At 61.7% G+C, this 26055-nt stretch carries 24 protein-coding genes; 7 read left to right on the top strand and 17 right to left on the bottom strand.

Annotation, left to right across the window (positions count from 1 at the left end):
- Nucleotide 1: 1 nt before the first annotated feature.
- A complete protein-coding gene (locus HX873_RS17015) occupies nt 2-1633 on the bottom strand; it encodes a sensor domain-containing diguanylate cyclase (protein WP_177122944.1) in 1632 nt (543 codons plus the stop codon).
- Nucleotides 1634-1786: 153 nt separating this feature from the next.
- Between HX873_RS17015 and HX873_RS17010 the strand changes: the two genes are divergently transcribed.
- Nucleotides 1787-2824: an alpha/beta fold hydrolase gene (locus HX873_RS17010; RefSeq protein ID WP_087695057.1), complete on the top strand. Its 1038-nt coding sequence runs from the start codon at nt 1787-1789 to the stop codon at nt 2822-2824.
- Between the two features lie 3 nt (nt 2825-2827).
- On the opposite strand, the gene HX873_RS17005 is transcribed toward HX873_RS17010, so the two are convergent.
- From HX873_RS17005 to HX873_RS16980, 6 genes are all read right to left on the bottom strand, one after another.
- Nucleotides 2828-4171 carry an APC family permease gene (locus HX873_RS17005; RefSeq protein ID WP_134326731.1) on the bottom strand — a complete coding sequence of 448 codons (1344 nt, stop codon included), beginning with the start codon at nt 4169-4171 and terminating at the stop codon, nt 2828-2830.
- A 133-nt stretch (nt 4172-4304) separates the two neighbouring features.
- Nucleotides 4305-5057, bottom strand: coding sequence for an N-formylglutamate amidohydrolase (locus HX873_RS17000; RefSeq protein WP_003215178.1), 753 nt, complete (start codon nt 5055-5057; stop codon nt 4305-4307).
- Complete coding sequence (locus HX873_RS16995) at nt 5041-6375, bottom strand: glutamine synthetase family protein (protein WP_338739499.1); 1335 nt, start codon at nt 6373-6375, stop codon at nt 5041-5043. Before HX873_RS16995 ends, HX873_RS17000 begins: the two co-directional genes overlap by 17 nt.
- Nucleotides 6372-7016: an isochorismatase family cysteine hydrolase gene (locus HX873_RS16990; RefSeq protein WP_003215182.1), complete on the bottom strand. Its 645-nt coding sequence runs from the start codon at nt 7014-7016 to the stop codon at nt 6372-6374. Before HX873_RS16990 ends, HX873_RS16995 begins: the two co-directional genes overlap by 4 nt.
- Nucleotides 7017-7018: 2 nt before the next feature.
- Entirely contained in the window at nt 7019-7873 is an 855-nt protein-coding gene (locus HX873_RS16985; protein ID WP_003215184.1) for a MurR/RpiR family transcriptional regulator, read from the bottom strand.
- Nucleotides 7874-8100: 227 nt separating this feature from the next.
- Nucleotides 8101-8601, bottom strand: coding sequence for an Lrp/AsnC family transcriptional regulator (locus tag HX873_RS16980; RefSeq protein WP_008436349.1), 501 nt, complete (start codon nt 8599-8601; stop codon nt 8101-8103).
- 118 nt (nt 8602-8719) lie between these two features.
- Here HX873_RS16980 and HX873_RS16975 point away from each other — a divergent pair, with 118 nt between their 5' ends.
- The 4 genes from HX873_RS16975 (at nt 8720) to HX873_RS16960 (ending at nt 13448) form a co-directional block, all read left to right on the top strand.
- Complete coding sequence (locus tag HX873_RS16975) at nt 8720-9754, top strand: histone deacetylase family protein (RefSeq protein WP_177122943.1); 1035 nt, start codon at nt 8720-8722, stop codon at nt 9752-9754.
- A gap of 77 nt (nt 9755-9831) precedes the next feature.
- On the top strand, nt 9832-11241 hold the full coding sequence (locus HX873_RS16970; protein WP_003215190.1) for an amino acid permease: 1410 nt from the start codon (nt 9832-9834) through the stop codon (nt 11239-11241).
- A gap of 204 nt (nt 11242-11445) precedes the next feature.
- Nucleotides 11446-12855, top strand: coding sequence for an OprD family outer membrane porin (locus tag HX873_RS16965; RefSeq protein WP_023658889.1), 1410 nt, complete (start codon nt 11446-11448; stop codon nt 12853-12855).
- A gap of 164 nt (nt 12856-13019) precedes the next feature.
- The gene (locus HX873_RS16960; protein ID WP_134326728.1) at nt 13020-13448 is read left to right on the top strand and encodes a molybdopterin-binding protein; all 429 of its coding nucleotides are present in this window, start codon (nt 13020-13022) and stop codon (nt 13446-13448) included.
- 99 nt (nt 13449-13547) lie between these two features.
- On the opposite strand, the gene HX873_RS16955 is transcribed toward HX873_RS16960, so the two are convergent.
- The 3 genes from HX873_RS16955 to HX873_RS16945 all read right to left on the bottom strand — a co-directional run bounded on the left by HX873_RS16955 (nt 13548) and on the right by HX873_RS16945 (nt 15758).
- Nucleotides 13548-14057, bottom strand: a complete 510-nt coding sequence (locus HX873_RS16955) for a cytochrome P460 family protein (RefSeq protein WP_003215197.1) — start codon at nt 14055-14057, stop codon at nt 13548-13550.
- The gene (locus HX873_RS16950) at nt 14057-15097 is read right to left on the bottom strand and encodes an alpha/beta fold hydrolase (protein ID WP_003215199.1); all 1041 of its coding nucleotides are present in this window, start codon (nt 15095-15097) and stop codon (nt 14057-14059) included. Before HX873_RS16950 ends, HX873_RS16955 begins: the two co-directional genes overlap by 1 nt.
- A 133-nt stretch (nt 15098-15230) precedes the next feature.
- Nucleotides 15231-15758: a GNAT family N-acetyltransferase gene (locus tag HX873_RS16945; protein ID WP_177035588.1), complete on the bottom strand. Its 528-nt coding sequence runs from the start codon at nt 15756-15758 to the stop codon at nt 15231-15233.
- A gap of 150 nt (nt 15759-15908) precedes the next feature.
- On the opposite strand from HX873_RS16945, the gene HX873_RS16940 reads away from it, so the two are divergent.
- A complete protein-coding gene (locus HX873_RS16940; protein ID WP_177009439.1) occupies nt 15909-17036 on the top strand; it encodes a sensor domain-containing diguanylate cyclase in 1128 nt (375 codons plus the stop codon).
- A gap of 3 nt (nt 17037-17039) precedes the next feature.
- Here the strand turns inward: HX873_RS16940 and HX873_RS16935 are convergent, their stop codons facing one another.
- The 7 genes from HX873_RS16935 to HX873_RS16905 form a co-directional block, all read right to left on the bottom strand.
- Nucleotides 17040-18716, bottom strand: coding sequence for an ATP-binding protein (locus HX873_RS16935; RefSeq protein WP_177122942.1), 1677 nt, complete (start codon nt 18714-18716; stop codon nt 17040-17042).
- Between the two features lie 140 nt (nt 18717-18856).
- Nucleotides 18857-19276, bottom strand: coding sequence for an organic hydroperoxide resistance protein (locus tag HX873_RS16930; RefSeq protein ID WP_087695064.1), 420 nt, complete (start codon nt 19274-19276; stop codon nt 18857-18859).
- A gap of 139 nt (nt 19277-19415) precedes the next feature.
- Nucleotides 19416-20273, bottom strand: coding sequence for a CAP domain-containing protein (locus tag HX873_RS16925; protein WP_087695065.1), 858 nt, complete (start codon nt 20271-20273; stop codon nt 19416-19418).
- A gap of 81 nt (nt 20274-20354) precedes the next feature.
- On the bottom strand, nt 20355-21680 hold the full coding sequence (locus HX873_RS16920; protein WP_008436370.1) for an MFS transporter: 1326 nt from the start codon (nt 21678-21680) through the stop codon (nt 20355-20357).
- A gap of 58 nt (nt 21681-21738) precedes the next feature.
- On the bottom strand, nt 21739-22932 hold the full coding sequence (lhgO, locus tag HX873_RS16915; protein ID WP_177122941.1) for an L-2-hydroxyglutarate oxidase: 1194 nt from the start codon (nt 22930-22932) through the stop codon (nt 21739-21741).
- A gap of 106 nt (nt 22933-23038) precedes the next feature.
- Nucleotides 23039-23749 carry a FadR/GntR family transcriptional regulator gene (locus HX873_RS16910; RefSeq protein ID WP_008436372.1) on the bottom strand — a complete coding sequence of 237 codons (711 nt, stop codon included), beginning with the start codon at nt 23747-23749 and terminating at the stop codon, nt 23039-23041.
- Between the two features lie 46 nt (nt 23750-23795).
- A complete protein-coding gene (locus HX873_RS16905; protein ID WP_177122940.1) occupies nt 23796-25022 on the bottom strand; it encodes an MFS transporter in 1227 nt (408 codons plus the stop codon).
- A 111-nt stretch (nt 25023-25133) separates the two neighbouring features.
- On the opposite strand from HX873_RS16905, the gene HX873_RS16900 reads away from it, so the two are divergent.
- Nucleotides 25134-26024: a LysR family transcriptional regulator gene (locus tag HX873_RS16900; RefSeq protein ID WP_003215222.1), complete on the top strand. Its 891-nt coding sequence runs from the start codon at nt 25134-25136 to the stop codon at nt 26022-26024.
- Nucleotides 26025-26055: the final 31 nt, after the last annotated feature.

Here is a 26055-nt window from a genome sequence, read left to right as displayed (position 1 = left end):
CTCACGCCACCTGGTTACGCCCCGACGACTTGGCCCGATACAACTGCTGATCCGCACGCTTGATCAGCACTGTGGTGTCGCTGTCCGAAGCTTCAACGAGCCCGACGCCAATACTCACCGTGACCTGCCCAACGGTCTCGAAATGCGCTCCGGCAATTGCCGCGCGAATCTTCTCGGCCACCACATCCGGGCTGTCCGGCGCTTCGATTTCCGGCAACAGCACCGCAAACTCTTCACCGCCGTAACGGGCGACGAAGTCAGTGGCGCGGGTGGCGTCCTGAATCAACTGCGCGAGCTGGCGCAGTACATCGTCCCCGACGGCATGCCCATGGGTATCGTTGATCCGCTTGAAATGATCAACGTCGATCAGCAGCAAGGCAAACGCGCGCCCGCTGCGCTGGAACAGCAGGCTGTACTCCGCCAGTTTTTCATCGAAGCGCCGACGGTTGTAGACGCCGGTCAGGGCGTCATGGCTGGCCAGGTTCAACAGCTCGGCATTGGCCTGGGTGAGGGCGGCAGTACGCTGGGCGACGGTGGCTTCCAGGGACGCATTGGTGTCCTGCAGTTCGCGCTCTTTGCCAAGCAGCGATTGGGTCATGCCCTTGATGGAGCGCCCGAGCTGGGCGATTTCCAGTACGAAATGGTCTTGAGGGAAATACGCGCCAGGCTGTTGGTTTTGGACCTGCTTGGCTGAACGCGCGAGTTCTTCGATAGGCCGGCTGAGGTACGACGCCAGGTAATACGCCACAAAGCCGAAAATCACCGCGGCAATGACGCCCAACAGCAGCAGTTTGTAGAGCAATACGCGGGCAGGGTGCAGGGCGATTTCCAGCGGCTGGCGCATCACGATGTACCAGGTCAGGCTGGAATTCGACGGGCTGGGCACCGCCACGGCGCTGGTCACGTAGCCGTTGTCGACCGACCAGCCGGTGTCATTGGCCAGGCGGTCCTGGGGCAATTGCTGGCCGGCCAGTTGTTCCGGGTAGAGCACCTTGCCGTCGTTGTCGATGATCAGCGCCTCGATGTCCGGTGTATTGCCTTTGGCCGCTTCGACAATTTGTGTCACCCACGTCCAATGGGCGTGAGCCCCCAGTACGCCGATCACCTGGCCCCCGGCATTGCGAATCGGTGCGGCAAAGTCGATGAAGCGCCAGGGCTCACCGTTGGAGCCCGGCAGCAACTTGGCAAGCAGTACCGCCTCGTGGGGATCGCCGGTGTAGTTGCCCTGCAAACCGGCCTGGAACCAGGGCCGTGCCGTTACGGATTGGTCGACCAGCAGCCCATTCACCGCCTGGCGCACACGCCCCTCGGTGTCGGCGACGCCCATCCACGCGTACTCGGCGCGGGACTGGGTGCGTTGTTCCATGGAGGTCAGTATGTCCGGATCGTCCAGGTTGCCCCGTCTGAACAGCGGTGCGCGGCTGAGCAGCGACACTTCGAGCTGGCGTTCACGCAGCTGCACCGCCAATAGCGCGGCGGTGGAGCGGGCAGTGCTCAACAAGGCATTGCCACTGGCCAGTTTCATTTGCTCGGTAGCGATGTGCCCAACGTAGAACCCTACGCTCACCAGGGTGAGCAGCGACAAACCGGCAAACCAGAGGGTCAGGTGACTACGCAGGCTGGCTTTGATCATTGGGGGCTATCTGAAAGGAGTGTGACTACATGGTAGACGTACCATTCGGATAGTTGCCATAGCCTGAAGGTTTATACGCGCATTGATTTCCCACCTGCTTTCCCATTACGGGCATGCCAGAATATGGCGCTTAGCCACTTAGGGAACTCAAGGATGAAAACGCTGTGTGCTGCGCTGTTGTTGATGGTTGTCACCGGGCTGGCTCAAGCCAGTGAGATGAGGACCGGGTTCCAGGAAATTGTGATTCCCGACGCGGAGCACGGCAGGCCGTTGCAGGTGGCGGTGTGGTACCCGACCCATGCTTCCGGCACACCAGAACTGATTGCTGACAATCCGGTGTTTGTCGGCGCGCCGGCCTTGAAGGACGCCGCACCGGCTGCCGGCGAGCATCCGTTGGTGGTGATCTCCCACGGCATCTTCGGCAACTGGATCAACCAGTCCTGGCTCGCCAGCGCGTTGGCCGGGCAGGGTTATATCGTCGCCTCGCCCAACCACCCCGGCACCACCAGCAAGGACCGCACACAGCCTGCCGCTTCCGAGCTGTGGAAACGGCCCCTGGATATCCATCGAGTGATTGATGCCGTGATTGCCCAGCCGAAACGCTTCGGCGCGGTGGCCCAGCGCAAGATCGCCGTCGTCGGGCACTCCCTCGGTGGCTGGACCGCACTCGAAGTCGGCGGTGCCCGCTTTGATCCGCAGCGCTTTACCGAGGACTGCAAGTTGCATCCGGAAATTGCCCCTTGCAAGGCCTACGAACAACTTGAGGTTGGTCGCACCGAGCAGGCGAGGCAGCGACTGGCCGGTGACTTGAGCGACCCGCGCGTGGCGGCCATTGTTTCCCTGGACCTGGGATTCGCCCGCGGCTTCAGCGATGCCAGCCTCGCGGCGCTGAACCGCCCAACGTTGGTGATTGCGGCGGGCACGCCATCGCCGGAATTGCCCGCCGCACTCGAGTCGGCCGACTTGGCCAAGCGCCTGCCGCAGAAGACTTCGCGCTACGTGGAAATCAGCGACGCCACGCACTTCAGCTTCCTGCCCATCTGCAAGCCGGGCGCGGTGGAGCGGATTGAACAGAGCGACCCCGGCGAAGGCTTCATTTGCCTGGATGCCAAGGGTGCTCGTCCCAAGCCGCAGATCCAGCAGCAGGTACTCAGCTTGATCAGTGAGTTTCTGCAGCAGTCACTGCGCTAGCCGTCAGATGTCCTTGGACAGCACCAGGCTCGCGCCCTTGCGGCTGAGGAACCACAGGTAGACCAGCCCGATCACGACCCAGGCAATCCCGAGCTTCTGTGCCTGCAGTCCCATGTTGAACATGATCGCGAAGGTGATCACAAAGCCCAGCACCGGCGTGATCAGGTGCCGCCACACATTGCGCGACTGCATGCGCCGCCAGTAGTAGTTGATCACGGTGATGTGCAGGATCATGAAGCCGCTCAGGGCGCCGAAATTCACCAGTGAGGTGAGGGTGTCCACGGTGTCGATGAAGAAGTAGCAGATGACCAGCGACAGCACGCCCACCAGGTAAATGCTCAGGTATGGCGTGCTGTATTTCGGATGGACCCTGGCCAGGATTCCCGGAAGCTTGCCATCCCGGGCCATGCCGAACAGCAGTCGCGACACTGCTGCCTGCGAGGTGATGGACACCGCCACACCCCACGCCAACGCCGTGGCAATCGCCGTCAGCGAAGCCAGCCAGCTGCCGCCGGCAATGGCTGCAATTTCGTAAAAAGCCGAGTCGGCGGACGTGAAGCCCATGCCTGCCGCAAGGTCGGTTGCCAGCCAGGTTTGCGCCACGAAAATCGCGCCCATCACCAGCAAACTGATCAGCGCGGCCCGGCCCACACTGCGCCCGGCATCGCCTCTGGTTTCTTCCGCCAGGGTGGAAATCGCGTCAAAGCCCAGGAACGACAGCACCGCGATTGAAACGCCCTGCATCAGCAACCCAAAGTTGAATCCTGTGGGGTTGTACAGCGGCGCCAGCGTCAGGTGGCCGTTGCCGGCACCCCCGTGCAGAGCCTTCCAGGCACACACTAGGAAAATCCCCAGCACCACCAGTTGCGCCAGCAGGAACACGATGTTCATGCGCGCGGTAAACGTCATACCGCGCAGGTTGACCAGGGTGGCACTGACCAGGAACGCCAGGATAAATGCGGTCTTCGGAATCTCGGGGTACAAGTGGTTCAGCGCAATCGCGGCATAGATATACAGTAACGGCGGGATCAGCAGGTAATCGAGCAACAGCAGCCAACCGGCAATAAACCCGACACCTGGATTCAGCCCGCGCTGGGCGTAGGAATACACCGAGCCGGCAATCGGGAACGCCCGCGCCATGCTGCCGTAGCTCAACGCGGTAAACAGCATTGCCACCATGCCGACGATATAGGCCAGCGGTACCATGCCGGGCGCTTCGCTGTTCACATAGCCATACACGCCAAAGGGCGCGATGGGGATCATGAAGATCATCCCGTAGATCACCAGGTCCGTAAGGGACAGGCTGCGCTTCAGTTCTTGTTTATAGCCAAACTCTTCAATTGCCATGATGGGGTACTTCCGTATGAAGTAAGGCGAATGCGCAGCCGCCAAAGCGGCCGAACATGTTCTTGAACCCGGCAGGTTAAAAGACGCCCAGGCGGTTTTTTTATAGTTGTAAGACCGGTCCAGCCAACAGCAGCTACAGCAGTGGAGCCAGATAGTCCGCCCATGACTGCAGCGCATGGGGCGTTCGCAGCAGGTCGTTCCTGACCTCCAGCAGCACGGCCTCAATGCCGCGCTGATCACCGTGGAACGGCACGGTCATGTCACCGAGCACATCCACTTCGTAAGGCTGGTTGGCGGCAACGTTCAAGCCCTGGGCGGCCAACCCTTGCAGAATCCCTTCGGCATAGGCGGCGGCGCCGGCAAACAACACGCCGGCCTCGAGCGGGCGGGGTTGGCCGTGGTAAATCGGGGTGAAGCTGTGGACGGCCACGATGCGCACTTCGCGACCTTGCGCCAGTCGCGCATCGATCAGGGCGCTCAAGCGCTGGTGAAAGGGTGTGAACAAGCGCTCCTGGCGATACTGGCGAACGATGTCAGGAAGTTCCCGGTTGCCTGGCACGTCGTAGATTTCGCTGCGTGGCGGAATGCTGTCGGGGGCTTCCAGCGGGCGATTGAGGTCGATCAGCAAGCGCGAATAGGCGGCCGAGATCAACGTGGCATCCAGGGCCCTCGAGAGTCGTTCCGCCAGTTTCAGCGCACCGATGTCCCAGGCGATATGCTCCTTTGCCGCTTCATCGTTCAGGCCCAGGGCGTTCAGTTCCGTGGGGATGTAGGAACTGGCATGTTCGCAAACCAGAATCACCGGGTGCTCGGACTCTTGCCGGCTGACCCGGTATACCGGTTTCTTGAACAGGCCGTGTTCGGGGGAATCAGTAAAGGCGGGCATAGTGATCACAGAGTTCGGCAGGCGTCAGTTTCTCGGTGGATTTGAGCTCTTCGGCTTTCAGGGCGAAGTAGGCATCCATCAGCAGTGGCGGCAATTGGTCCAGCAACTGCGGGTTGTTGCGCAGGCTGGCGAGGGCGTCTTCTAGGGTGTCGGGCAGGGCGAGGATATGCCGCGCCTGGCGTTGTTCATCGCTCATGGACTCCGGGTCTTCATCGGAGGAACTGTCCAGCGTGAGCTTTTGCTGGAGGCCCAGGCGGCCGGCAATCAGCACGGCGGCCATGCTCAGGTGCGGTGAGGCGGTTGCGTCCAGCGGGCGGAACTCCAGGTTGTATTGCCTGGCCGGGGACTTGCCGCCGATGGTGATGGTCGGGCAAATCCGCAGTGACGCTTCGCGATTGCGCTGGCCCAGGTTGGCGTAGGACGCACTCCAGTGATGAGGCTTCAAGCGCAGGTAGGAAATCGGCGTGGGCGCGCTGAAGGCGCATAACGCGGGCAGGAATTTCAACACGCCCGCCGCCCACTGCCGGCCTTTTTCGGACAGCCCGTTGCTGCTTTGCGCGTCGTACATCACCGCGTTTCCGGCTGGATCCTGCAGGCTGATATGCAGGTGCACGCCGTTGCTCACGCCATCGGCTTCGAGCTTGGGCGAGAAGCTGATATCCAGGCCCATCTGGCGCGCGATTTCACGGGTGATCTCCCGCACATTCACCGCGCGATCGGCTGCGGCCACACCTTGAGTGGGACGGCAGGTGACTTCGTATTGCGCCTTGCCATACTCCGGCAAAAACATCTCCGGTTCGACGCCGGCCGCCTTCAGCGCGCTCAACAGCCAGCCGCCGAAAGACGCGGCGTGATGCTGGGCGGAAAGCGAGAAGGCATGGTGAGCGTTGTCAGGGGCCTTGTAGCCGAGGTTGAACTCATGTTCGAACGCGGCAGTCACCTCAAGCCCCAGCTCGTCGCGATAACGCTGGATCTCGTTGCGCAACATCGTGCGCGGGCAGGCCGCCCAGGGCTGGCCGTCGGTTTCGCAGATATCGGCGTGGATAAAATCCAGGCCCGGCGCATTGGCGTCCGGGCCGTTGGGCACCTGCACGCGGGTATTCATGTCCGGGATCAGGCGCAAATCGCCGCAGGAGCCCCAGGGATTATTCTCCGCCACCCGGTCCTGAGGCGTCAGCGCACTGTTGGCCGGCACCCAACCCACACCGGCTTGCTGATAACTCTCAAGCTCGTCCGTGGGAAACGAACGTCCGCGAGTCACACCAATCAGGTCGGTGGTGACGATAGTGGTCATTGCCGTTGGCTGGATCAGGCTCACGGGCGCAACTCCTGCAAACGGTTGATCACGGTTTGGGTGTCGGTGATCCAGCAATAACCCTTGATCGCCTCGAGGCACGCGTGATGCCGTTCGAAGGTGTAAGTGGCGCAGGCATCTTCGATCAGGGTCACCAGATAGCCACGGTCTGCGGCGTCACGCACGGCCATGTCGACGCACTGGTCGGTAACGATGCCGGCGATGATCAGGTGCCGGGTTTCCAGATTGCGCAGCACGTAATCGATGTTGGTGGAGTTGAAGACCCCGGACGACGTCTTGGGCAGCACGATTTCATTTTCAATGGGCGTCAACTCGTCAATCACGCCGGCCTGGTAGCTGCCCTTGGGCAAATGCATGTCCGACAGCTTGTGATCCAGCGAGCGATCGCGGCCATCCGCCGTGAGGCTTTCGATGATGGTGTGCAGCACGTTTTGCCGGGCTTCGCGCACCGCATTCAACAGCCGGACTTGATTGGGGATCACCGTTTCCCGAGCACGACCCAGGAAATATGCTGCGTGCGGGCCCTGCAAATGCGGGTCGAGTGCCGGGTCGAGCCAGGCACGTTGCATGTCCACCAGCAGCAAGGCGGTGTTGCCCGCGGTGAACGGAAGATCGCGGGGCGAATGATGGGGGAGCGTGAACATTGTTATTTTTCCTCCAAAAGGTGAGCGGCGAATTCCGTGCGAAGGGCATCGATCCCTTCCAGGCGGGCATCCAGGCCATTGCTGTGTTGTGTGAGGGTGGCGATCAGGGCTTCTACCTGCGCGAGGGCGGGCACCATCGTGTCAAAGGCCGACACCGATTCCACTGGGGAGCTGATGATCAAGTCGGCCAATTCCCGCAGCGGCGAGGCATAAATGTCGGTGAACAACACCACCCGCGCGCCCCGCGCCTTGGCGGCGGTTGCCACGCGCAAGGCCTGGGTCTGGTAGCGGCGGTAGTCGAACAGCAGCACCAGGTCCTGGCGCTGGATGTCATGGATTCGGTCGGGTAACTGGGCGTTGTCTTCCAGGGAATGACAGCCCGGACGCAACAGGCGCAAGTGATTCACCAGGTAGCCCGCGAGAAAACTGCTGAGCCGGCCGCCGAAGCAGAACACCTGGTGTTTGGTATCCAGCAGCCATTCGGTGAGTACGCGCACGTCTTCGGGTTGGGTCAGGGCCTGGGTTTCCTGAAGGGCGCGGTTGCAGTCGTGCAGGTAAGTGGCCCAGGCGTCATCCTGGGACGAGTGCGCCCGGGGTTGCAGCAGGGTGATTGGGGACCGCAGGCGGTGGTCCATTTCGCTGAGCAAGGCGTCCTGGAATTCGGCATAGCCACCGAAGCCGAGCTTCTTCACCAACCGCATGATGGTCGGGTCGCTGACCCCGGCGTGTTCGGCCAGGCGCGCCATGGAACCGAGGCCGCTGCGTGGATAGTGGTCGAGGAGGGCACGGATCACCTTGCGCTCGGAAGGCGTAGGGCTGAGTGCGGCGTCGGTGAGTTTGTCACGTAGGTTGGTCATATCTCGCCTTGTTGTTTTTGCTACGGCTTGGCGAGAATGAGTGTATTGGTAGTAAATGCTACATGTAAAGGCAGATTTCGGCTGTTTGTTGGAAACACTACAGGGATATGGCTTGACCTGTAGCGAGGGAGCTTGCTCCTGCCGGGGTGCTAAGCGCGTCCAAAGAAAGGACCGCTACGCAGTCCAACGGGAGCAAGCTCCCTCGCCACAATGGTATTTGCATCGGATCACTTCCCAACCCGCCCCGGAATGGCCACCCGACTTGTCGCCTTCACCTCCCGCAACGCCAGGCTCGACTGAATCGACGCAATCCCCAACTGCCGCCGCAACACGCTCTCCACAAAATCGCTGTACGCGTCCAGATCCTCCGCCAGCACCTGCAGCAGATAATCCGCATCCCCGGTGATCTTGTGGCAGGACTGCACCTGCGGCAGTTCCTTGATCACCGCCTCAAAGTCCTCTGGCGTATGGTCGGAATGCACGGCAAACCGCACATGCACAAACGCCATGATCTCCAGGCCCAGCATCTTGCGATCGAGGTTGGCCTGGTAGTCCTTGATCACGCCTTCTTCCTCCAGCCGCTTGCGCCGTCGCCAGCATGGAGTGAGGCTCAGTGACAGGCGCTCGCTGAGTTCGGCGTTGGAAATACTCGCGTCTTCCTGCAGCAAGGCGAGGATGGCGAGATCGGTGTCGTCGAGTGCGACCTGTCTGGTTTTATTTTTCTTCATGGCGGCTCTTTGGGGTAAAAATTCCCGATTACGCTAGCATCGGCGCACGTAAAAGCAAAGAAAGCCCACCGCAGCCAGAACAAAATAATCACCTGTCTTTCACGGGTGGATGTCTTTCATGTTGACTGTTTTCAGCGACTCTCATCGTTTGCACCATGGCACCGAACTCAAGGATGGCGTGCTCAAGCCGTCCTTCGAACAACCCAGCCGCGCCGACACGGTGCGTGATCGGGTCAAGCACGTTGGGCTGGGCGATATCATCGTGCCGCGCACGTTCGACCGGGCCTGTTACGTCAATGCCCACAGCGAACGCTACGTGTCCTTCCTGGAAACCGCCTGGGCCGAATGGACGGCGATTGGCCGTGCCCATGACGCCTTGCCGCTGGTGTGGCCGGTGCGGGACCTGGCCAATGAGCAGGTGCCGGCATTCATCGACGGCAAGCTCGGGTTTTTCGCGATGGATGCCGGTTCACCGATCACCAGCACCACCTGGGAAGCGGTGAAGACCAGCGCCGATATCGCGCTCACCGGCCTGGCATTGATTGATGAAGGCCACAACAGCGCCTTCGCCCTGTGCCGGCCACCGGGCCACCATGCGGCACGGGAATACATGGGCGGTTATTGCTACCTGAATAACGCAGCCATTGCCGCGCAACAGGCGATCACCCAAGGCGCCAAACGGGTCGCGGTGCTGGACGTGGATTTCCACCACGGCAACGGCACGCAGAACATCTTCTACAACCGCAATGACGTGATGTTCGTCTCGCTGCATGGCGATCCGTCCGTGTCGTATCCCTACTATTCGGGCTTCAGTGCCGAGCGCGGTGCCGGGGCGGGCGAGGGGTTCAACCTGAACTACCCGCTGGCGAAAAACACCGGGTGGAGCACCTACAAAGAAGCGTTGCTCGACGCCTGCAATCAACTCAGAACGTTCTCGCCGCAAGTGCTGGTGATTTCCCTCGGCGTCGACACCTTCAAGGACGACCCCATCAGCCATTTCCTGCTGGAAAGCCGCGACTTCCTCGGCATCGGCGAGATCATCGCCAGCGTCGGCGTGCCCACGCTGTTTGTGATGGAAGGCGGCTACATGGTCGATGAAATCGGCATCAACGCAGTCAACGTGCTGCACGGTTTCGAGAACAAACACGCCTGACCCCGATGCCATTCCAACAATAAACAACGCCTGACTTTTTTCTGCCAAAACTCAAAAACATAACAAGAGGTTTTGTGATGAAAACAACCGTGCCCGGGCTGATTGAAAAGCCCGCTTTGCAACGCACCCTCAACAACCGCCATATCCAACTGATGGCCATGGGCGGTGCGATCGGCACCGGCCTGTTCATGGGCTCGGGCAAGATCATCGCGCTGTCCGGCACCTCGATCATCCTGATCTACATGATCATCGGGCTGTTTGTGTATTTCGTGATGCGCGCCATGGGTGAGCTGCTGCTGTCCAACCTGAACTTCAAGAGCTTCGCCGACTTTGCCGGTGCCTACCTGGGGCCGCGTGCGGCGTTTTTTCTTGGCTGGTCGTATTGGCTGAGCTGGAGCGTGGCGGTGGTGGGGGATGCGGTGGTGGTCGGGGGCTTTTTCCAGTACTGGTTCCCGCACGTGCCGGCCTGGATACCGGCGATTGCAATGCTGCTGACCCTGTTTGCCTTGAATGTGCTGACGGTGCGGTTGTTCGGCGAGGTGGAGTTCTGGTTTGCGATCATCAAGATCATCGCCGTGGTGACCCTGATCAGTGTGAGCGTGGTATTGATTGCCAGCTCGTTTGTGTCGCCCACCGGCGTCACGGCTTCCCTGAATCATTTGCTGGATAAACAGGCGGCGTTTCCCAATGGCGTGTTCGGCTTCTTTGCCGGGTTCCAGATGGCGATCTTCTCGTTTGCCGGTACCGAGTTGATCGGCACGGCGGCGGCCGAAACCCGTTCGCCGGAGAAGACGCTGCCCAAGGCAATCAACTCGATTCCGCTGCGGATCATCCTGTTCTACGTGCTGGCCTTGGCCTGCATCATTGCGGTGACATCCTGGGAGCAGGTGTCGCCCAGCAAGAGCCCCTTTGTCGAGCTGTTCCTGGTGGCCGGCTTTCCCGCCGCCGCCGGGATTGTGAATTTCGTGGTACTGACCTCAGCGGCTTCTTCGGCCAACAGCGGGGTGTTTTCGGCGAGTCGCATGTTGTTCGGCCTGGCGGACCTGGGAGATGCACCCGGGATATTCCGACGACTGTCGAAAAACAGCGTGCCGTTTATCAGCCTGGCGTTTACCACCTTCCTGATGCTGCTGGGCTTGTTGCTGCTGTTTATAGTCCCGGAAGTGATGACGGCCTTTACCATCGTCTCCACTGTTTCGGCGATCCTGGTGATCTTTACCTGGTCGACTATCCTGGCGTCCTACATCGCCTATCGGAAAAAGTGCCCTGAGCTACATGAAAAATCCCTCTACAAAATGCCCGGTGGCGTGCCGTTGGCGTGGGTTTCACTTGGCTTCATGGCGTTCGTACTTTGCCTGCTGGCACTTCGCCCAGATACCCGCCTGGCCCTTTGCGTGATGCCTGCATGGTTTATGTGGCTGGCGGTTGCCTACCATTTCTCGCATTTTCGCCACCGACTCCAGCCTGATCAACGCACGGCGCAGTAGCGGTTGTCGTACAACCGCAGGCCATTCAACCCTCGAAAAAGGCCGGCTTGTACGGCCTTTTCATGACGGTTTTTTCATCGGTACATGACAAAAATTTCACATTCTGCGCCATCGGCCCCATGCCACAATCCGCAGCGTTTGCAGGGCCGCAACGGTATTCGCTCGAAGGACAGTAAAAAAATAATGTTCACAGGGGCGCAGTAAATGAAACTCTCTACATTAGCGTTGGCCATCACGGCGGCTGTCCTTGCACAACACGCCAGCGCAGACGGCTTTGGTCTTGGCTCACTCGGCACGGGTGACGGCCATAGCGGCTTCCTCGAAGACAGTCATTCTTCGATCAGTTCGCGCACCATGTACTACAACGCCGACGTTCACTCCGGCACGGCGAACGACCTGCGGGAAGCGGCTCAAGTACTGCGTTTCGACTATAAATCCGGTTACACCCAGGGCACCGTCGGCGTAGGTTTTGACGTGATGGCTTTCGGCGCGTTGCGCCTGGACGGTGGCGATGGCCACGCAGCGGGCAATGGCCTGTCGGGTAACGGCAACAGCTTCTTCCCGGTGAAGAACAACGGCACCGAGCCTGCTGACAGCTTCGGTCGCGCAGCCGGCAACGTTAAATTCCGTATTTCCCAGACTGAATTGCACGTGGGCGGTGGTTTGGCACCGATCCTGCCGATCCTGGTGTCCAACGACAGCCGTGCCGCGCCGCAGACCTTTGACGGCGGCATCCTGACTTCCAAGGACATTCCCAACGTCACCTTCACCGGCGGCGAGCTGAACAAGGCTGAAGGTCGTGCATCGAGCAACTCCACGGGCTTGAGCGTGGCCGGTGCCACTCGCGACAGCGACAGCTTCCGTTTCGGTGGTGTCGACTACCAACCGTTTGGTTCTTCTGACAACGTCATCGCTAAAAACCTGACGTTGCAGTACTACTACGCCAACCTGGAAGACTTCTACAAACAGAACTATTTCGGCCTGGTCCACGTATTGCCGTTGGGCAATGACCAGTCGTTCAAGACCGACCTGCGTTATTTCGACAGCACCAGCGACGGCAAAAACGGTTCGGCCGGCTATGCGTTCAACAACAACGGCGGCTATGCCAAGCACGCCGGTGAAGTCGACAACAAAACCTACAGTGCTGCCTTCACCTATCAGTTGGGCGGCAGCCAGTTGATGCTCGGCCATATCGGCGTGAGTGATGACGGTGGCTTCGTCTGGGTCAACCAGGGCAGCATCGCCGATCCAACCGCCCAAGGCGCGGCCGGTTCCGACTTCTACCTGTTCACCGACGCGGTGGTTGGCCAGTTCTCCCGTGCGGGCGAGCAGGTCAATTTCGGTCAGTACCTGTATGACTTCAGAACCCTGGTACCGGGCCTGAAAGCCTCGATTGCCTACCTGAACGGCAGCGACATCAAGGCCAAGGTTGCCGGTGGCAGCGATCAGTCGGAACGCGAAACCGATTTCCGTCTTGATTACGTCGTGCAGGAAGGCCCGCTGAAAGGCTTCGGTACTACGTTCCGTACCGGCAGCTACCACGGCCATAACACCGGCACCGCCGACCAGGATCAGACCCGCCTGATCTTCAACTACACCTACGCGCTGTTTTAATCAGTCGTCGGTAACTGCTCCAGATGAAGGCCGCCCATTGGGCGGCCTTCTTTATTGGCGTGGGGTTCCAGGCAGAGCAGGGCGCTATAGTTGTTTTTACACAACGCAACGTTTAATCATGCGCGGCAATTCCTAACCTACAAGTCAAGAAAAGGACCGTTCCCATGAAAGTCAGTGCACGCAACGTATTCAAAGGCCAGGTCAGCCAGGTCCAGGACGGCGCGGTCAACGCCGAAGTGGTGTTGACCCTGCCCGGTGGCGAGCAGTTGGTGGCGGTGGTGACCATGGAAAGCATCCGCAACCTGGGCATTGCCGTAGGCAAGGAAGCGGTCGCGCTGATCAAGGCGCCGTGGGTGATGTTGATGACTGAGTCCAGCGACATCCGCCTGTCGGCCCGCAACTGCCTGGAAGGCAAGGTGCTGAGCGTGAATGACGGCGCGGTGAATGCGGAAGTGGTGATCGAGTTGGCGGGTGGTTCGAAGGTGTTTTCCATCGTGACCCGCGACGCGGTGGCCGAGCTGGGGTTGAAGCCGGGCGTGAGCGCCACGGCGGTGATCAAGGCGTCCCATATCATCCTGGGCGTTCCGGCCTGATAAAACCCCACTCAACGTAGCAGCTGTCGAGCCCAAGCGAGGCAGCTGCTACGGGATGCCCGGTTGCCACGGCGTTTGTTGTTGAAAAGGGCTATTGCGCTACGGCGCCAGCCGGGTGAACACATAATCGTGGTTCTTCACCAGCGCCTGATGGCAGGCAAAGCAGGTCTCATGCTGCGCCTGGTCCACCGGCTTGCCATTGATGAACCGTCCAAAGCCCCAGCCTCCGGTCGCTGCGTATTTCTTCGAGTCCTTGACCATGAACTGCACGGTGGTCGCCGCGCCGGGAATCGACGCGGTCTTGAACTCGGGCGATTGCACGTGCTTCCAGGCCAGTTTCGCCAGCACGGTGCCGTCGGGGAAGGGCAGCGTGCCGTCGCGGTACGCCTTGAGCGCCACTTTATTGCCCAGCACCACTCGCAGTTCATTCAGCGGGTCGGCTTCCTGTGCCGGCGCGATCAGCTCCCATTGGCGGTAGCCGTCGGGAATGGTCACGCCGTAGATCGGCGAAGGCTCGCTGGTAGCCGGGCCGCCAAAGGCGAACCCGGTAGCGGTGGCCACCACGGCAGCTGTTGCAGCGACGAGTGCAGCAAGATGCAGGCGCTTCATCACAGGTGGTCCGCATCGATCACAGCCTTGGCAAAGGCTTGCGGTGCTTCCTGCGGCAGGTTGTGGCCGATGCCGCCGCTGATCAGGCGGTATTCGTACTTGCCGGTAAAGCGTTTGGCATAGTCCTCTGCGGCCGGGTGCGGCGCGCCGTTGGCGTCGCCTTCCATGGTGATGGTGGGCACGTTGATGGACGGGGCGGTGGCGAGTTTCTGCTCCAGCGCAGCGTATTTTTTCTCGCCCTGCACCAGCCCCAGGCGCCAGCGGTAGTTGAAGATCGATACGGCGACGTGGTCGGGGTTGTCCAGGCCTTTGGCGCTGCGGTCGAAGGTGGCGTCGTCGAATGCCCATTTTGGCGAGGCGATCTGCCAGATCAACTTGGCGAAGTCGTGGGTGTTTTTCGCATAGCCGGCGGCGCCGCGATCGGTGGCGAAGTAGAACTGGTACCACCATTGCAACTCGGCCTTGGGCGGCAATGGGTTCTTGCCCGCGGCCTGGTTGCCGATCAGGTAGCCGCTGACCGATACCAGCGCCTTGACCCGCTCAGGCCACAACGCCGAGACGATGTCGGCGGTGCGCGCCCCCCAGTCATAGCCGCCGAGCACGGCCTGCTTGATCTTCAGCGCGTCCATGAAGTCGATCAGGTCGACGGCGAGGGCGGCCGGCTGGCCGTTGCGCAGGGTCTTTGCCGACAGGAAATGGGTATCGCCATAGCCGCGGGCGTAAGGCACCAGCACCCGGTAGCCCTGGGCAGCCAGCAGCGGCGCTACCTCGGAGTAGCTGTCAATGTCGTAGGGCCAGCCATGCAACAGGATCACCACCGGGCCATCGGCCGGGCCGACTTCGGCGTAGGCCACATCCAGCAAGCCGGCTTTCACATGCTTCAACGGGCCGAGCGCGCTGTGGGCAGTTGCGCTGGCAGCCGCAGGTGCTTGCGCGTCCTGTGCACTGGCGACGCCGAGGGCACCGAACTGCAACAGAGCAAAGGCCAGCAGCGACGCGCCCATCAGGCGGCGGGGTGGGGTGTTCAACTGTGTGTGCATGGTGAGTCTCCGGCGGCGGGTGGTGTGCCTGGCTCACAGTTGAACGTAGTTGTGTATCCCGTCTGTTTCGAGAAAACCCGTGGGTTAAAGGTTTTGTATCGCAGCGGTGTTTGGACACACTGCGATACAAAGGTCAGAGGGCCCGCCGGGCCACATACACCAGGCTCGGCGCCTGACCGGGTACATCGTCCAGCTCATCGATGTACTGCATGCCGATTTTCTCCAGCACCTTGATCGATGCTGTATGCGCCGGACGCACCACGCCGTACACCTGCGGCTGGTCCAGCTCGACAAACGCAAACTGCAACGCCGCCCTGGCAATCTCGGTTGCAAAGCCCTGGCCCCAGGCGCTGACCGCAAAGCGGTAGCCCAGGTTGATCCGCTCAACGTCGTTGTAGGGGTACAAGGTGATGCCACCAAAGCCGATCACGCAGTCTGGCGCCTCTTGTGTGGCAATCGCCCATTGGCCAAAACCATGTTCTGTCCAGTGCAGCAGCCAGCGAGCCAGGGCGGCCTCGGCTTGGCCCAGATCGGTAAAGGGGCCTGCCGGGTTGTAGCGGTTGGTCTCGGGATCGCCATAAATGGCAAATACACTGGCCACATCGTCGGCCGCTGCGGGCCTGAGAATCAGGCGTTCGGTGGTTATCGGGTGGGTATTCATGGGTGGACTCTGATCCTTGGAGCGAGCGAGAAGGTGTTCACCTATATTTATCCTGCTTTCGGCGCTCTAGCACGCTTGATTCAGTTGTTAGGGCTACTGGCAGGATGCCACAATGGCACTTTGTCGCGGCAGTAAGATCAGGCGGACCAAATGAATGGCCTTGGGCGTGGGCAGGACCAGGATTGCTTCATCGAGGAGCAGGTACGAACAGATCGATTGCACCAGCTGTTTCGCCAGTCATTCTCTGCAGTGTTCGGCAGTTATATGGCGGCCGCCATGCTGTGCTGGCTGTGCTGGGAACGTTTTGATCACCGGGTAATGCTGGTCTGGCTGGTGGTATTGGCGGGGACGTCGTTGCTGCGGGTGTGGATGTTCATGGACTGGTTTCGCTGCCCCAACAGTGAACGCACCCCCGCGCGCTGGGAGCGGCGCTACTGGGTAACGCTGATGTTGTCGGCCGGGGTCTGGGGCATCGGCGCATTCGCCCTGATGCCCACCGACGACCGCCTGTCCCAGGCCCTGGTGATGTTGTTCACCGTGGGCATGTCGGTCAGCGCAGTCTCGTGTTATTCGGCCTATCGCTACATGACCCTGGTCTCCATGGGCCTGGTGCTGCTGCCGTGCACCCTGTGGCTGCTGTTTCAACCGTCGTCGATGCAAGTCGGCATGGCCCTGGCGGTGCTGGTGTTCTCTTCGTTTGTCGGTGGCGCCACGCGCAAGCTGTCGGATGCCCTGGAAAAAGCCTTTCGCCTGACCCGGCAAATGGAACGAGCCCACAACATCTCCGCCCGCGCCGCGCAAACCGACGAACTCACCGGCCTGATGAACCGCCGGGCGTTTTTCGAGCATGCGCAGTTGCTCTACGAACAGTGCCGGCATAACCAGCAGCCGTTGTGCGCGCTGATGATGGACATGGACCACTTCAAGGACATCAATGACACCTACGGGCACCAGGCCGGGGACCAGGTGCTGCGCCAGATCGGCGGGGTGATCAGCGCGTCGTTTCGCCAGGCCGATGTGTATGGGCGGCTGGGGGGCGAGGAGTTTGCGGTGCTGCTGCCGGATACGTCGCTGGAGACCGGGCGGGACATCGCCGAGCAGTTGATCAAGGCCATCGCCGGGCTGACCAGCGAGCCGGTCAAGGGGTTGACCGCCAGCCTCGGCGTGGCCTGGGCCCGCGCGGTGGACCAGGACCTGCACGGCCTGATGAACACCGCAGACAAGGCGCTGTACCGCGCCAAGGCCCTCGGGCGTAACCAGGTGGCCGTCGCGGAATAGGCCTCAGCCCTTGAGCAGCGCCTTGGCCAGCACCTGTGAGACCTGGTCGGCCGAGTAGGGCTTGGGCAGGAACACCAGGCCTTCATAGCCGCTTTCCGCCAGCTCCTCGCTGTAGCCCGAGGTCAGTACCACCGGCAGGCCGGGCCGGCGGCGTCGCAGTTCCCTGGCCAGGGCCACCCCGGTGATGCCGGGCATCACCACATCTGAAAACACTGCATCGAACCCCAACGCGTCTGCGCCGGCCAGTTCCAGCGCCTGTTCGGCATTGGTTGCCCAGGTGGTCTGGTAGCCGAGGTCCTGGAGGATCTGATTGGCAAAGCGGCCCACTTCCAGGTTGTCTTCCACCACCAGGATATGGCGCTGGGCGCATTCGGTGATCAACCCGCAGGTGTCCGGGGTTTCACGTTGGAAGCTCTCTTCAGGTACCACTTGCGGCAAGTACAGGGTAAACACCGTGCCCTGGCCAACCTGGCTGGCCACATCGACGTTGCCGCCCGATTGCTTGGCGAAGCCGAACACCTGGGACAGTCCCAGGCCGGTGCCCTTGCCGACTTCCTTGGTGGTGAAGAAGGGTTCGAAGATGCGCTCGAACGTCTCCCCGGGAATCCCGCTGCCGGTGTCGGTGAGTGAAATGGCGATGAACGCCTGGCGTGAACCGGCGTCACCACGGATGCTCGGCAGTGCGCGATCGGCGTCCAGTCGCAGGGTCAGGCTACCCTGGCCGTTCATCGCGTCCCGGGCGTTGAGGGCGATGTTGATCAGGGCGGTTTCAAACTGGCTGGAGTCGGCGCGGATGTAGCACGGCTGCCCGGGCAGTTCGACGTGCACATGAATCCGCGCGCCAGTCACCGTCTCGAGCATCTCGCCGATGTTTTTCACCCGCAGGCCTGCATCGAACACTTCCGGGTTCAGCGGCTGGCGCCGGGCAAATGCGAGCAACTGGCTGGTCAATTTGCCGGCCCGGTCCACGGTGTCGGTGACCGCGCTCATGTAGCGCTGGCGACGCTCTTCGGACAGGCTCGGCATCCGCAGGAAGTCGACGGATGAGCGAATGATGGTCAGCAGGTTGTTGAAGTCGTGGGCCACGCCACCGGTCAACTGGCCGATGGCTTCAAGCTTTTGCGATTGACGCAAGGCGGCTTCGGTCTGGGTCAGCAGGGTGGTCCTTTCGTCGACGCGCTGCTCCAGGCTTGCATTCAGCTCGGCCAGGCGCCGGGACAAAACCACGGTGGCGGTGGTTTCGGTCACGGTGTCGAGCATGCCGACCACCTTGCCCTCTACATCGCGGATCGGGCTGTAGCAGAAGGTGAAGTACGCCTGCTCCGGCGCGCCGCCGCGTTCGATCGTCAGCGGGAAGTTTTCGATAAAGGTGGCTTCACCTGCGAAGGCGGCATCCGCGATCGGACTGATCTGGGGCCAGGCTTCCTGCCAGATCTCGTTGAATGGCCGCCCGAGGGCATCAGGCTTGTCGCCGAGAATCGGGATAAACCCGTCGTTGTAAAGCGTGATCAGCGCAGGCCCCCAGACGATCGCCTGGGGGAAACTGGAGGCAAGGCACAGGGCGACGGTGGTCTTCAGTACGTCCGGCCAGTGTTCCAAAGGCCCCAATGGCGTATTGGCCCAGTTGTGATGCCGGACCCGTTCGGCCATTTCGCCGCCGCCTTGCAGCCAGTTTGTCATTCGGTGAACGCCTTCTTGCCACGGTTCGCTGAGGTAGGGATGCCAAGCTACAGACATCCCGGGACTCAGCCAGTTCAGCGGGATTATCCACTAGATGGCACTTTAGTGTCTCGGCCGGATAATGCTTCGCTGAGCTCCCTTCAGGCCACCGTAATCGTTACCGCGATATTGCCGCGGGTGGCCTTGGAATACGGGCACGTCTGGTGGGCACGGTCCACCAGTGCCTGCGCCGCCGAGTGTTCGATACCCGGCAGGCTGACCCGCAGGCGCGCCTGCAGGTAATAGCCATCTTCCGGGCTGTTCACCAGGTCCACTTCGGCACTCACTGCCGTGTCGGCGGGCAGGCGGATGTGAAGGGTTTGTGCGGCTTTGCCCATTGCGCCGATAAAGCAGGCGGACCAGCCGGCACCAAACAGTTGCTCGGGGTTGGTGCCGGGCGCCTTGGAGCCGGGCGGCGACAGCTTGATGTCCAGGTGCAGGTCATCGCTGTGGGACGCGCCTTCACGCCCGCCGGTGGTGTGGGTTCTGCCGGTGTAGAGCACGGTGCTGTTCTGGGACATGACGGTTTCCTCGCAAGTGGCCCGGGGTGGGCCGGTGTGCACAGGAAACCGCGCCGGCGTATCCGCAATGTGTCATCGCCGGGGGCCTGCACCTCGCAGTGTGTCGCCTCGCCGGGAAGATACGTTGGGATACAAACCGTTATTGCTGCTGCACGCCAAACAACCCGGTCCAGTAGATGCCGGCATCACTTTTCGGGTCCATGGCGTAGGCGGCGCCCATTTCGCGGAACTGCGGGTTCATCAGGTTGGCACAGTGCCCGGGGCTGGCCAGCCAGCCGTCGACCACCTTGCGTGGGGTGTCCATGCCGGCGGCGATGTTCTCGCCGATCTGCTGGCCGATGTAGCCTGCCAGTTCAGCCCGGTCACCCGGGGTGCGGCCATCGTGGTCCAGGTGATCGAAGAAGTTGCCGTTGGCCATGTTGCGCGCGTGGCCGGCGGCGGCGTTGGCGAGTGCTTCGTTCCAGCTCAGGGGTGTGGTGGCGGCAAAGGCCTGGCCGCCACATTGGCGTGGTTGCTGGCGGGCGGTGTTGATCAGGTCGAGCACCTTCTTGCCTTCGGTCTGGGTCTCGCCCAGGCCGCTGGTCAGCAGCGGGCGGGCCAGCACGATGCGCCAGTCCTGGCCGCTGTTGCTCACGCCGATATCAATGAACTGCGGGTCGAGCACCACCCGGCAAAAACTTTCGCGCACGGCTTTCATCGCGGCTTCGGCGTTCCTGGGCCCGGACAGGCTGATGGCCTGGACGTTGACCATCGGGTACGCCGCCCGCGCCAGCGCCTGCTGCAAGTCGCCGACACTGTTGACCGGCAACACCAGCCGCGTGTCGCTGGCCAGCGGTGGCAATTCCTGGGAACCCTGGTTGCCGCAGCGCTGGACCTGGCTGCGGTATTGATTGATCGAGTCGACCAACAGGCTTTCTTCACCCGCCTGCGCCTGGGCGGTAAACACCAGACTGGCGGCCAGCGTCGTAAGACCCATCATCAATGACAGAACGCGCATGGACGTTTCCCTTGAGCTTGAAAGTGCCCATGATGCGCGATGAAGGGGCATCCATGCACCCGTTGGTCCGAACTTTTTGCCTCAGTTCTTGAATGCCGAGTGTTTACGGCCCTGATCGCACAAGGCGAACACCACCACCAGCAGGGACGAGATCGCGAGGATTATCACAACGCCATCAGTGGAGTGAGTGGCCGACGCCGCCACCATCGACAACGCCCCTAATGGCGCCAGGCCACCTGCGATCGCGGTGCCGATTTCCCGCCCGGTGCCAAAGCCCGAGGAGCGGGTCTGGGTCGGGAACTGGCGGCTCAGGAACGAACCCTGCGGCGCAAACATCATCGGCGCGAGGATGCCGGTGCCCACGCCAATGGCGACATAGATCATCAGGCTTTCACCGGTATTGAGCAGCGCAAGGAACGGGTAGGCAAACAGCAGCGACAGCAGGCCGCCGAGCATCAGCACGGTCTTGCTGCTCCACTTGTCGCACAACCAGCCGAAGCATGGCACGGCGACGATGGCGATCAGGCTGGCAATGGTCACCGACAGCGACGTGACGTGCACATCGACACCCTTGAACTGGGTGAGGTAAGCCAGGGAAAAGGTCTTGAAGATGTAGCTCAACGCGTTGTAGCCAATCGCCACGAAGAACACCACGGCCAGGCCCTTGAGGTCGTTCTTGAACAGCGCCTTGAGCGGCGACGCCTTGGCCTTTGCGGTTTCCTTGCTCAGTTCCTTGAATTCCGGGGTTTCCGGGATGCTGTTGCGCACCCACAGGCCCACACCCACCAGCGCGATGCTGCAAATGAACGGAATCCGCCAGCCGCCGGCCAGCAGGAATTCATTGCCGTTGATGGTCAGCAGGTACACGGTCAGCGACGACAGCAGCAAGCCCAGGTTCAGCCCGAGCGCCGGCCATGCACCCTGGCTGCCGCGCTTGCCTTCTGAGGCGTGCTCGTAGGAGGTAACCGCCGCGCCGGACAATTCGGCACCGGCCCCCAGGCCCTGGATGATGCGGATAAACACCAGCACGATCGGCGCCCAGATGCCGATGGAGGCGTAGCTGGGGATCAGCCCGATCAGTGTGGTGCACACGCCCATCATGCAGAAGGTCAGCACCAGCACTTGTTTACGCCCGAACTTGTCGCCCAGGTAGCCAAACAGAATGCCGCCGAACGGGCGCGCGATGAAGCCGATGGCAAAGGTGGAAAACGCCATCAGCGTAGCGGCTTTCGGGTCGCTGTTATCGAAGAAAATCTTCGAGAACACAATCGCCGCCATGGTGGCGTACAGGTAAAAGTCATACCACTCCAGCATCGAACCGAAGATCGTCGCGGCCGCGACTTTGCGCAGGCGTTTCCTGGTTTGCTCGGGGGTTTCAACGTCCGGGGTGCGGGCTGTAGCCGTCATTCTGTACTTCCTTATGAGTCATTATATTTATTGTCAAAGTGAGGCGTGGTGCGGTGCGTCAGTGGGGCTTGAACATGCGGTCGGCGATCATTGCGCCGATGGGAATCGCGGAGGTGGCAGCGGGTGAGGGCGCATTGCACACGTGGAGCATTCGCGGGGTCTGGGCGAACAGGAAGTCGTGCACCAGGGTGCCGTCGCGCATCACGGCCTGGGCGCGGATGCCGGCTTCATAAGGCAGCAGGTCTTCGATGTTGAGCGATGGGCAGTACTTGCGGCACTGCTCCAGGTAGCCGGACTTGAACAGCGAGTTCTTCATCTCGACGCTGCCCGAACCGAGGTTCTGCCAGATGGTTTTCCAGAAGCCCGGGAAGCTCGCGTACTGCGCCACGTCGCGCCAGTTCACCGAGAATTTGCGGTAGTTCTCGCGACCCAGGCCGAGTACGGCATTCGGGCCAACGGTGACGCTGCCGTCGATCATGCGGGTCAGGTGCACGCCGAGGAAGGGCAGCTCCGGGTCGGGAATCGGGTAGATCAGGTGGTTGACGATGGTGTTCTTCGATTCCGGCAAGCGGAAGTATTCGCCACGGAACGGGATGATCTGGTGGTCGATCTTGACGCCGGCCATCACGGCCAGGCGGTCCGATTGCAAACCTGCACACACCACCAGATGCCTGGCCTGCCAGCTTTCGCCCCGGGTGCTGACGGTGACTTTGTCGGTGTCCTCGACGATCGCAGTGACGGCGCGTTCCAGGCAGATTTCCCCGCCGGCGCGACGAATCACCCGGGCCATGGTTTCGCAGACTTCGCGGTAATCGACAATGCCGGTGGCGTCGAGAAACAGCCCGCCCAGCCCGACGATGTTCGGTTCGCGCTGGCGCAACTGGTCGGCGTCCAGGCGTTCGACTTTCATGCCGTTGAGCTGCGAGCGGGCGTACAGCGCTTCCATCCGTTGTACTTCCAGATCAGTCGAAGCCACCAGCAACTTGCCGCACACCTCGAACTTGATCCCGTGCTCGGTGCAGAACTGCTTCGTGGCTTCGGCGCCGCGTTTGCACAAGTCGGCCTTGAGGCTGCCCGGCGCGTAGTAGATGCCGGCATGGATCACGCCGCTGTTATGGCCGGTCTGGTGTTTGGCCAACAGGCTTTCCTTTTCCAGGATCACCAGCGAGGCGTTGGGCTGGCGCTTGAGCAACTCCATCGCGGTGGCCAAACCGACGATGCCGCCGCCGATGATGCAAAAGTCATAAATCATTATTTTAAGTACCTACGCATTTCAGTCTGCTTATCAGGTTGTCAGACTAATGGTTTTGTTAAAAAAACAGCGCGCCATCGGCACGCTTTAAACGGGTTCGGATCGGTCAATTGATAGCGGGCAGTTCCAGATGCAGGCGCCTTGCTGCGGCGCGCAAGTGAGCCTCGGCACAGGCGGCGGCGCCTTGGGCATCACCGTCGACGATGGCCTGGTAGAGCGCGGTGTGTTCCTGGGTGGCATCGGCCGAGCCGCTGACAAAGCGGGTGGCGGAGTTTTCCCAGGCGGTCTTGCGGGCGCTGGCCAGTTGGCTTCTGAGGAAGTCATGGAAGGCCACGAAATAGTCGTTCTTGCTGGCCTCGGCGATGGCGCGATGGAATTCCACATCGGCCAGGGCGGCGGCGTCGAAGTCGGCGCGTTTGTCGTGCATTTCCTGCAGGGCGGTCTTCATGCGCTGCAGGTCGGCGGCGTCGCGGCGTTGGGCGGCAATCGAGGCGGCCTGGGTTTCGATCCACAGGCGTACTTCGAACATTTGCGCCAGGTCCGGGCGGCGACCGTTTTTTTCCGGGAAGCGGAACACGGTGCCGGCCGGGGTTTGCGAGATAAATGAGCCCAGGCCACGCCGTGCGGTCAGTACGCCGTCGGCCTTGAGCTGGGCAATCGCTTCGCGCACCACCGAACGGCTGACATTGAGTTGTTCAGCCAGTTGCTGTTCGGTGGGCAGGCGCGCTTCGGGCGCCAGTTGGCCGGAATCGATTTCTGCACGAATGGCGCTGACAACGCGCATAACGAGCGAATCAGGGCGCTGGAGCTCAAGCATGGGAAAACCTTGGTAATCAGGTTGTCAGACAATAGTCGTTACGATTTTACCTTGTCAAGACAGGTGTTACGCGGAACCGGGTGCGTAGGGCCAGGAAAAGGCCCACACCAATCAGTGCCAATGCCACGCCGAACGTGGCTTGCATCCCACTTCCCACGTCGCCGGGAGTGGCTGTGGCGAGGTCACCTGAAACCTGCGAAAACACTGCGCCCAAGGCCGAAGCCCCGGCGATCAGGCCCAGATTGCGCGACAGATTAAGCAAGCCGGCGATCACGCCACGGCGGTCTGCCAGTACGTCGCTCATCACGGCGGTGTTGTTGGCGGCTTGAAACTGGGCGTAGCCGAGGGTGAGGATGATCAGCGGGGCGATATACCCGGCAACCCCAAGGTTCAGCGGCGCCAGCGAGAGCAGCAGGCAGCCCGCCAGCATCGCTAGCAGCCCGGCGATGGTCATCGGGCCGCTGCCGAAACGGTCGGTCAAACGTCCCGCAGGGATGCCCGTGAATGCCGAAACGCAGGGCCCGACTGCCATTGTCAGGCCCATCCAGGCGGGGTCGAGGCCTGCACCGTGGGTCAGGTAGAAGGGCCCGACCACCAAGGTCGCCATCATCACCGCCGATACCAGCGCGCTCATGGCCAGGCCAGCGCTTAGCGTTGAATCCCGTAAAGTCGACAAGAAACTGAACCCGGATTGCGCGGGCTGTTGCCCATGGCGGTCGACGCGCAGATAACGCCGGGCGAGGGCAAATGTCAGCAAACCCAGCGGCACGGTGATGAAAAACAGCGCGCGCCAGCCAAACCCCGCGATCAACACCCCGCCAAGGCTTGGCCCCAGCGCGGTACCCATGGCCGACATCGTGCCCAGCAACCCCATGGCGCGGCCGGTGCGTTCCTTGGTCACGGTGCCGCCCACCAGCGCCATGGTCATCGCCATCATGACCGCCGCGCCCAGGCCTTGCAGGGCGCGGGCCGCAATCAACAGCCCGAGGGACGGAGCCATGCCGCACAGGGCCGAGGCAACGGTGAAAAGCAACAACCCGGCCAAGAGCAGGCGGCTGCGGCCCATCAGGTCGCCGAGTCGCCCGACGCTGACGATCACCGCGGTAATGGCCAGCAAGTACGCAAGCACCACCCACTGCGCCGCCTGGAACGATGCATCAAACGCCTGCACCAGGCTCGGCAGGCCGACGTTGGCGATGCTGGTGCCCAAGGACGCCAGCAACATGGACAGTGACAGGGCGACGAGAGCGCCACGGGGTGCAGGTGATTTCATCAAGAGGCTCCAGGGTTTGACCGCTGTCAGAAATCTACGCCGTCACCTAACATGGCGGAAGGCGCAGCATTTGCACTTTATACGTGCGCCAAACGCCCTATGAGGTTTGCCGTGTCGACACCTGATTTCAATCTGCTGGTCACCCTCGATGTGTTGCTCGCCGAAGGCAGCGTCGCCCGTGCCGCTCAACGCTTGCGCCTGAGCCCGTCGGCGATGAGCCGGGCGCTGGCGCGACTGCGGGAAACCACCGGCGATCCGTTGTTGGTCCGTGCCGGCCGCGGCCTGGTACCCACGCCGCGCGCTCTGGCGTTGCGCGAACAGGTCAGTCAGTTGGTGCAGGACGCCGAAGCGGTGTTGCGACCCGCTGCGACGCTGGATGTGAGCCAACTGGTACGCACCTTCACCTTGCGCACCAGCGACGGATTTGTTGAAAACTTCGGCCCGGCGCTGTTGACGCGGATCGCCCGGGAAGCGCCTGGCGTGCGGTTGCGCTTCGTGCACAAGCCGGACAAAGGCAGCACGCCGCTGCGCGATGGCAGTGTCGACCTGGAAACTGGCGTGGTCGACAGCAGCGCCAGCCCCGAGGTGCTGACCCAGGCGCTGTTCCGCGACCGGTTTATCGGCGTGGTGCGCAAGGGCCATCCGCTCAGCCAGGGCGAAGTCACGCCGCAGCGCTTCGCCGAAGGCCAGCACATCTACGTGTCCCGGCGCGGCCGTGATCAGGGCCAGATCCATCAAGCCCTTGAAGCGCTCGGGCTGACCCGGGACGTGGTGACCATCGTCGCCGGCTTCTCGACCGCCCTGGCCCTGGCCCGCAGCACCGACCTGATCGCCAGCGTGCCGGAGCGGCATACCGCCAACCTGCACAGCGACCTCTACCGCTTTGCGCTGCCGTTCGTGTTCCCGGACTTCACCGTATCGATGCTCTGGCACCCGCGCCTGGACGCCGACCTGGCCCATCGCTGGCTGCGCGGTTGCCTGCGGGAGGTCTGTGCGCAATGAGCCGAGCAGCCCCCCCTGTGGCGAGGGAGCT

Source organism: Pseudomonas sp. P7758 (assembly GCF_013386485.1).
In the GTDB taxonomy this organism is placed as follows: Bacteria; Pseudomonadota; Gammaproteobacteria; order Pseudomonadales; family Pseudomonadaceae; genus Aquipseudomonas.
The sequence above is the reverse complement of the archived record's forward strand: the minus strand, read 5'-3'. Positions and strand labels throughout refer to the sequence as shown.

Coding starts and splice junctions, on each gene's coding strand:
- HX873_RS16950 (WP_003215199.1), bottom strand. CDS start 15,097: ATGCACACACAGTTGAACACCCCACCCCGCCGCCTGATGGGCGCGTCG.
- HX873_RS16945 (WP_177035588.1), bottom strand. CDS start 15,758: ATGAATACCCACCCGATAACCACCGAACGCCTGATTCTCAGGCCCGCA.
- HX873_RS16980 (WP_008436349.1), bottom strand. CDS start 8,601: ATGAAGAAAAATAAAACCAGACAGGTCGCACTCGACGACACCGATCTC.
- HX873_RS16990 (WP_003215182.1), bottom strand. CDS start 7,016: ATGTTCACGCTCCCCCATCATTCGCCCCGCGATCTTCCGTTCACCGCG.
- HX873_RS16935 (WP_177122942.1), bottom strand. CDS start 18,716: ATGACAAACTGGCTGCAAGGCGGCGGCGAAATGGCCGAACGGGTCCGG.
- HX873_RS16930 (WP_087695064.1), bottom strand. CDS start 19,276: ATGTCCCAGAACAGCACCGTGCTCTACACCGGCAGAACCCACACCACC.
- HX873_RS16985 (WP_003215184.1), bottom strand. CDS start 7,873: ATGACCAACCTACGTGACAAACTCACCGACGCCGCACTCAGCCCTACG.
- HX873_RS16975 (WP_177122943.1), top strand. CDS start 8,720: ATGTTGACTGTTTTCAGCGACTCTCATCGTTTGCACCATGGCACCGAA.
- HX873_RS16940 (WP_177009439.1), top strand. CDS start 15,909: ATGAATGGCCTTGGGCGTGGGCAGGACCAGGATTGCTTCATCGAGGAG.
- HX873_RS16965 (WP_023658889.1), top strand. CDS start 11,446: ATGAAACTCTCTACATTAGCGTTGGCCATCACGGCGGCTGTCCTTGCA.
- HX873_RS16955 (WP_003215197.1), bottom strand. CDS start 14,057: ATGAAGCGCCTGCATCTTGCTGCACTCGTCGCTGCAACAGCTGCCGTG.
- HX873_RS16925 (WP_087695065.1), bottom strand. CDS start 20,273: ATGCGCGTTCTGTCATTGATGATGGGTCTTACGACGCTGGCCGCCAGT.
- HX873_RS17000 (WP_003215178.1), bottom strand. CDS start 5,057: ATGCCCGCCTTTACTGATTCCCCCGAACACGGCCTGTTCAAGAAACCG.
- HX873_RS16960 (WP_134326728.1), top strand. CDS start 13,020: ATGAAAGTCAGTGCACGCAACGTATTCAAAGGCCAGGTCAGCCAGGTC.
- HX873_RS16920 (WP_008436370.1), bottom strand. CDS start 21,680: ATGACGGCTACAGCCCGCACCCCGGACGTTGAAACCCCCGAGCAAACC.
- HX873_RS16970 (WP_003215190.1), top strand. CDS start 9,832: ATGAAAACAACCGTGCCCGGGCTGATTGAAAAGCCCGCTTTGCAACGC.
- HX873_RS17015 (WP_177122944.1), bottom strand. CDS start 1,633: ATGATCAAAGCCAGCCTGCGTAGTCACCTGACCCTCTGGTTTGCCGGT.
- lhgO (WP_177122941.1), bottom strand. CDS start 22,932: ATGATTTATGACTTTTGCATCATCGGCGGCGGCATCGTCGGTTTGGCC.
- HX873_RS17010 (WP_087695057.1), top strand. CDS start 1,787: ATGAAAACGCTGTGTGCTGCGCTGTTGTTGATGGTTGTCACCGGGCTG.
- HX873_RS16910 (WP_008436372.1), bottom strand. CDS start 23,749: ATGCTTGAGCTCCAGCGCCCTGATTCGCTCGTTATGCGCGTTGTCAGC.
- HX873_RS16905 (WP_177122940.1), bottom strand. CDS start 25,022: ATGAAATCACCTGCACCCCGTGGCGCTCTCGTCGCCCTGTCACTGTCC.
- HX873_RS17005 (WP_134326731.1), bottom strand. CDS start 4,171: ATGGCAATTGAAGAGTTTGGCTATAAACAAGAACTGAAGCGCAGCCTG.